Annotated in this window: 6 protein-coding genes and 1 pseudogene; 2 read left to right on the forward strand and 5 right to left on the reverse strand. The window is 69.5% G+C overall.

From position 1 onward, the window contains the following. From AX685_RS07800 to glmU, 4 genes and pseudogenes are all read right to left on the reverse strand, one after another. Positions 1–867 (reverse strand): annotated as a pseudogene (locus tag AX685_RS07800) (two-component sensor histidine kinase); the annotation flags it as partial. Between the two features lie 10 nt (positions 868–877). Then, positions 878–1552, reverse strand: a complete 675-nt coding sequence (locus AX685_RS07805) for a response regulator transcription factor (RefSeq protein ID WP_066487234.1) — start codon at positions 1550–1552, stop codon at positions 878–880. A gap of 6 nt (positions 1553–1558) precedes the next feature. Beyond that, positions 1559–3382 (reverse strand): glutamine--fructose-6-phosphate transaminase (isomerizing), encoded by a 1824-nt coding sequence (gene glmS, locus AX685_RS07810; protein ID WP_066487237.1) that lies wholly within the window; start codon positions 3380–3382, stop codon positions 1559–1561. 1 nt (position 3383) lies between these two features. Then, positions 3384–4757 (reverse strand): bifunctional UDP-N-acetylglucosamine diphosphorylase/glucosamine-1-phosphate N-acetyltransferase GlmU, encoded by a 1374-nt coding sequence (gene glmU, locus AX685_RS07815; protein WP_066487239.1) that lies wholly within the window; start codon positions 4755–4757, stop codon positions 3384–3386. A gap of 63 nt (positions 4758–4820) precedes the next feature. On the opposite strand from glmU, the gene AX685_RS07820 reads away from it, so the two are divergent. Continuing rightward, positions 4821–5489, forward strand: coding sequence for an HAD-IA family hydrolase (locus tag AX685_RS07820; protein WP_066487241.1), 669 nt, complete (start codon positions 4821–4823; stop codon positions 5487–5489). Next, on the forward strand, positions 5486–5839 hold the full coding sequence (locus AX685_RS07825) for a hypothetical protein (protein ID WP_156445720.1): 354 nt from the start codon (positions 5486–5488) through the stop codon (positions 5837–5839). Before AX685_RS07820 ends, AX685_RS07825 begins: the two co-directional genes overlap by 4 nt. On the opposite strand, the gene AX685_RS07830 is transcribed toward AX685_RS07825, so the two are convergent. Further along, positions 5802–6531 (reverse strand): nucleotidyltransferase family protein (locus AX685_RS07830; RefSeq protein ID WP_066487245.1); only part of this gene is annotated, 730 nt, incomplete at its 5' end. The two genes, AX685_RS07825 and AX685_RS07830, sit on opposite strands and share 38 nt — an antisense overlap.

A 6531-nucleotide genomic window follows, 5' to 3' on the forward strand; every position in this document is an offset into this window, starting at 1 on the left:
GCCTTCCACCTCGGCGATGCGCAGGATCGCGGCGAACATCGCCATCAACTCGTCGCATTGCGCCAATGCCTCATCCAGCTCGTCGGCGATCTCTGCCGAACTCGCCTGCCCGGCCAGCCGGGTCAACCGCGCGTGCAGCCGCGCCAGCGGGGTGCGCAGGTCGTGCGCGATATCGCTGCTGACGTTGCGCACGCTTTCCAGCAGCGCCGCGATCCGGTCCAGCATCCGGTTGAACGCCACCGCCTGCGCCGCGAACACGCCGCCGCGCGGGTCGACGGGGACGCGGCGCGCCATGTCGCCATCGATGATCGCCTCGGCGGTGGCGCGCACCTCCGCGATGCGGCGGCGGACCAGCAGTCCGAACGCCCCCGTTCCGACCATCACGATCAACACCATCGCGCCGAAGCCGATCAGGTAGATGCGCAGCCGCGCCGCATCCAGCCCGTCGATCGGCTCGGTCTCCGCGATCGTCACCAGCCGCAACCCACCGCCTGCGTCGCGCACCAGCGCGTGCCCCGCGGTCAGCCCGGCGATCCCGTCGCCCTCGCGCAGGTCGAAGGTGCCGATCGGCAGCGCGCGCCCGACGATCACGTTCCCGCCCAGCCGTCGCCCGCGCGCGTCGCGTAGCTCGAAACCAATGTCGCCGCTGTCGCGCCGCCGGGCGAAGGCGTCGATCCCCTGAAGGATCGTCGCCGCATCGCCCGGCCGCGCCTCGCTCAGCAGGACGCGGCTGACGGCCTCGACCCGCTCGTCGACCAGCCGGACGATCGCACCGCTTGTCGCGGTATAGGTGGTATAGCCGGTCGCGACCGTCGCCGCGCCGAACGCGCCCAGGAACACGGCGGTCAGCGCGCGCAGCGACGCCATCGCGCGCGCCTCAGCCGCGCAGCATGTAACCGATGCCGCGCTTCGTCACGATCGGGTCGTCGGCGCCGTCCGCGGTCAGCTTGCGGCGCAGCATCCGCACCTGCGCATCGACGATGTTGGTGGCCGGTTCGAAATCATAGCCCCACACCCGCTCGAGCAGCATCGCGCGCGTCAGGAAACTGCCGGCGTGCCGCGCCAGCTCGGTCAGCAGCTTGAACTCCAGCTTGGCCAGGTCCAGCGGACGACCGTCGCGCCACGCGCGGAACTGGCCGGGGCTGATCGTGATATCGCCCGCGCGCAGCGTCTCGGCACCGTCGTCGGTCCATGCGCGCGCACGCACCAGCGCCTTGATCCGCGCGTCCAGCTCCGCCGCCGGCGTGGGCTTCACCACATAATCGTCCGCACCGGATTCCAGCCCGTCGATCTTCTGGTCCGACTGGCCGAGCGCGGACAGCATCAGCACCGGCAGGCGATGGCCGTTGTCGCGCAGCCGCCGCACCACCGATGCACCGTCCAGATGCGGCAGCATACGGTCCAGGATCACTGCGTCGAACCGGTCGCGCTCCACCTCCACCAGCGCGGCGGGGCCGGTCGGCGCCACCACGACGCGATGGTCGAGCGCGGTCAGCTCCGAGCGCAGCGTATCGGCGTAATCGGCATCATCCTCGACAAGCAACAGGTCCATCGCGCATCACTCCACCGTGACACTTTTCGCCAGGTTGCGCGGCTGATCGACGTCGGTGCCCTTGGCGACCGCGACGTGATAAGCCAGCAGCTGCACCGGCACCGCATAGACGATCGGCGCGATCAGCGGGTGCACCTTGGGCATGGTGATCGTCGCGATACAGCCGTCACCGGCCGCGACCACGCCGTCATAATCGCTGATCAGGACGACCTTGCCGCCGCGCGCCTGCACTTCCTGCATGTTGCTGACGGTCTTGTCGAACAGCGGGCCGGACGGGGCGATCACCACGACGGGCACGCTTTCGTCGATCAGCGCGATCGGGCCGTGCTTCATCTCGCCGGCGGCATAGCCTTCGGCATGGATATAGCTGATTTCCTTCAGCTTCAGCGCGCCTTCCAGTGCCAGCGGATAATCGGTGCCGCGTCCCAGGTACAAAACGTCGCGCGCGCCCGCGATCGTGCCCGCCATCGCCTCGATCGATTCGTCATAGGCCAGCGCGCCGTTGATCGCGGCGGGCGCCTCGGCCAGGTGGCGGACGATCTGGCGCTCCTCCGCTTCGCTCAGCCGCCCCTTGGCCTTGGCAAGATTGGCGGCCAGCGCCGCCAGCACCGCCAGCTGGCAGGTGAACGCCTTGGTGGAAGCGACGCCGATCTCCGGCCCGGCGTGGGTCGGCAGCAGCAGGTCGGCCTCGCGCGCCATCGTGCTGGTCGGCACGTTGACGACGACCGCAATCGTCTGCTTTTCGGACTTGGCATGGCGCAGCGCGGCCAGCGTGTCGGCGGTCTCGCCCGACTGGCTGATGAACAGCGCCAGGCCGCCCTCCTCCATCACCGGCGCGCGATACCGGAACTCGCTGGCGACATCGAGGTCGACGGGGACGCGCGCGAACTGCTCGAACCAGTATTTGGCGACCATCCCGGCGTAGAAGCTGGTGCCGCACGCGACGATCGTCACGCGGCGGATGCCCGACAGGTCGAAATCCGGGATCGGCAGCGCCACCTGCCCGTCGAAGCGATGGAGATAGCCGCGCAGCGTCTGGGCGACCACGATCGGCTGTTCGTAGATCTCCTTCTGCATGAAGTGGCGGTGGTTGCCCTTGTCGATCAGCGCGCCGGTCACGCCGGAGATGGTGACCGGCCGCTCGACCGGCTGGTTGTCGCGATCGTACACCTGCGCGCCGTCGCGGGTGCACACCACCCAGTCGCCCTCTTCCAGATAGGCGATCCGCTGCGTCAGCGGCGCCAGCGCGAGCGCGTCGGAGCCGAGATATGTTTCGTCATCGCCGTACCCGACCACCAGCGGCGAGCCGAGCCGCGCGCCGATCAAAAGGTCGGGGTGGCTGCGGAACAGGATCGCCAGCGCGAACGCACCGTGCAACCGCGGCAGCACCTCGCGCACCGCATCTTCAGGCGACAGGCCGGCCTCGACCTTCTCGCTCACCAGATGCGCGACCACCTCGGTATCGGTTTCGCTCGTGAAGGTGCGGCCGCGCGCCTGCAATTCCTCGCGCAGCGCCTTGAAATTCTCGATGATGCCGTTGTGCACTACCGCCACCTCGCCGGTGGCATGGGGGTGGGCATTGTTGGTGGTGGGGCCGCCATGCGTCGCCCAGCGCGTGTGCGCGATCCCGGTCGTGCCGGGCAGTGGATGTGCGGCCAGTTCCTTGGCCAGGTTGACCAGCTTGCCCGATGCGCGCCGCCGCTCGATCGCGCGGTCCACCACGGTGGCGATGCCGGCGGAATCGTATCCGCGATATTCCAGGCGCTTCAGTCCGTCGAGCAAGCGGTCGGCCACGTCGTCCGTGCCCAGGATGCCTACGATGCCGCACATCTTACTTGCCGTCCTTCTTGGCTTTCATCGCCGCACGGAACCGTGCCGCCCAACCACCGCGCTCTTCCTGCCGGCCGCGCGCCACCGCAAGTGAATCATCGGTAACATCCCGGACAACCACCGAACCGGCCCCGACGATCGCGCCCTTGCCGATCGATACGGGCGCGACCAGCGCGGAATTGGAACCGACGAACGCGCCCTCCCCGATGACGGTGCGATACTTGAAGAAACCGTCGTAGTTGCAGGTGATCGTACCCGCCCCGATGTTCGCCTTCGCCCCCACATCGGCGTCGCCGATATACGACAGGTGGTTGGCTTTCGCGCCCGCGCCCAGCGTCGCTTTCTTGATCTCCACGAAATTGCCGACCTTGGCGTTGGCGCCGATCACCGCGCCGGGGCGCAGCCGCGCATAGGGGCCAAGCTCCGCGCCTCGCTCGACGCGCGCGCCCTCCAGATGGCTGAACGCATGGATGGTCACGCCGTCGGCCACGGTCACGCCGGGGCCGAAGACGACGTTCGGCTCGATCACGACGTCGCGGCCCAGCTGCGTATCGTGCGCGAACCACACCGTCTCCGGCGCGATCAGCGTCGCGCCCTCCGCCATCGCGCGCGCGCGCCGCGCCTGCTGCCACGCGGCCTCCACACCCGCGAGTTCGGCACGGCTGTTGACGCCAGCCACCTCATCGGCCGACACCTCGATCGCGGCGGCGCCGCCGGCCAGCGCGACGATGTCGGTCAGATAATATTCGGCCGCCGCATTATCATTGCCCAGCCGCCCCAGCAGCGCGAACAGGTCCGCCGAACGCGCCGCCATCAGCCCCGAATTGCACAGCGTCTCCGCCCGCTCGGCCGGGCCGGCATCCTTGAACTCGACGATCCGCTCGACCCGGTCGGTGCCCGGCGTGACGATGACCCGACCATAAGCGCCCGGATCGGCGGGGCGGAAGCCCAGCACGACCACCGCGGGCGCGTCGGCGGCGTTCAGCCGGTCCAGCATCGCGCGCATCGTCGCGGTGCCGACCAGCGGGACGTCGCCGTACAGGATCAGCACGTCGCCGTCGAACCCCGCCAACGCCGCCTCCGCCTGCATTACCGCATGGCCGGTGCCCAGCTGTTCGGCCTGATGCGCGATCGCGGCGCCCAGCGGCGCGACCGCCGCCTCCACCTGCTCGCGCCCCGCGCCCACCACCGCCACAACCCGTTCGGGCGCAAGCGCCGCGGCGCTGTCCAGCAGGTGGAGCAGCATCGGCCGCCCGGCGATCGGGTGCAGGACCTTGTGCAGGTCGGATTTCATCCGGGTGCCCTTGCCGGCGGCAAGGACCACGATGGCCACGGGGCGGGGCGCGACGGCGGAAGCGACAGAGGTGGTCGTCATGATCGCACGCCCTGCCACCGTCCGCTTGCCAATTCCAGTGCGCGCGGGCAACGCGGGCGCCACATGGCCCATCTTCGCTTCGACATCATCGGACTGGACCTCGACGGCACGCTGCTCGATACGTCGGGCGATCTGGCCGCCGCGGTCAATCACGCGCTCGCGTCCGCCGGCCGGCCGCTGCTGACCGTGGAACAGGTGAAGCCGATGATCGGCGGCGGCGCGCGCCACATGCTGGCACAGGGGATGGCCGCGACCGGGGGGTGCGACGATGCCGAACTGGACGTGCTCCACCGCCGCCTGCTGGACTATTACGAGGCGAACATCTCCCGCCTGACGCAGCCTTATCCCCATGCGCTCGACACGCTCGAGCGGCTTGCCGCGATGGGCGTCAAGCTGGCGATCGTCACCAACAAGCTGGAACGCTTCGCGCGCGCCGTGCTGGGCGATCTGCGGCTGACCGACCGCTTCGGCTGCATCATCGGCGGCGACACGATGGGGCCGGGCAACGGCAAGCCCAGCCGGATGCCGATCGACGCGATGATCGAACGCTGCGGCGGCGGAAGCGCGGCGTTCGTGGGCGATTCGATCTTCGACGTCGCCGCCGCGCATGCCGCCGGCATCCCGGCGGTCGCCTGCCGCTTCGGATTCCTGATGCAGCCGGTCGAGGAACTGGGCGCCGATGCGATCATCGACGGCTTCGACCAGCTGATCCCGACATTGGAACGCCTTTGACCCGTTACACCTCCCTGTTCCGTCTCGCACTGCTCGCCGCGGCGATCTTCGCCGTCGTGATGGCGCTGCTGCCGCATCCGCCCAACGTGCTGGAGGTGAACGACAAGATCCAGCACATGACCGCGTTCGGGACGCTGACGATCCTCTACTGCCTGGCCTTCCCGCGCGAATCGCTGCTGCGGATCGGCGAACGGCTGTCGTTCCTGGGCGCGCTGATCGAGGTGTTGCAGTCGATCCCGTCGCTGCACCGCGATTGCGACATCATGGACTGGATAGCCGATACCGCAGTCATCATCGGCGTGCTGGTGGTCGTCAGGATCGTGCGGGCACGACGCGCTTCCACGCCTTGATCGCCAGATGCCGCGCCAGTAACGGCGGGGGCATCCGCATCCAGTGCGACCGGACATAGAACGCCGCCCGCGTCGCCGCGCGCGTTTCGCGCCCCCATTCGTCCCGCGCCAGCAGGCGGCGGCGAAACCACGCATCGCTCGCGCGCCCGCCGCGCCAATCGTCCGGCACCGCGGTCGCGAACAGCGCGTGCGACAATCGCACCGCGCGCGCCACCACCCCGCCCGCCTGATGCAGCGCCCCGCGCGCGCGCAGCCGCGACCAGAAGGCGCCGTCCTCCTCGCCGAATTCGAACAGCAGCCGGTCGATATCCCACAGGTTGCGCAATCCCCCCGCCAGATCGCCGTCCGCCAGCAGGTGGATCGCGGCATGGACCACCATGTCCTCGGGTGCCGGGATCGACAGGCCATTGCCCAACGGTCGCGCCCCCTCCAGCAGCGCCTCGGCGTCGGGCGTGATCCGCGCGGTGGGGGGCAGGATCGTGTGGTGAACGTCGATCAACCGGTCGCGGTCGCGGTGCAACAGCGGCGGCAGCTCGTGCATCCACCGCCGGTAATACACGTCGTCATAGGCATCGGGCTTGGCCCATTCCCACCCCGCCGCCAGCAACGCGCGCTCGACATCGGCCAGCGCGGCACGCGGCACCAGCAGGTCCAGGTCGCCGATCATCCGCCCCTGCCCCGCCGCGAGCCCG

It is taken from the genome of Sphingomonas sp. CCH9-F2, from assembly GCF_001556735.1.
Taxonomy (GTDB): Bacteria; Pseudomonadota; Alphaproteobacteria; order Sphingomonadales; family Sphingomonadaceae; genus Sphingomonas; species Sphingomonas ginsenosidimutans.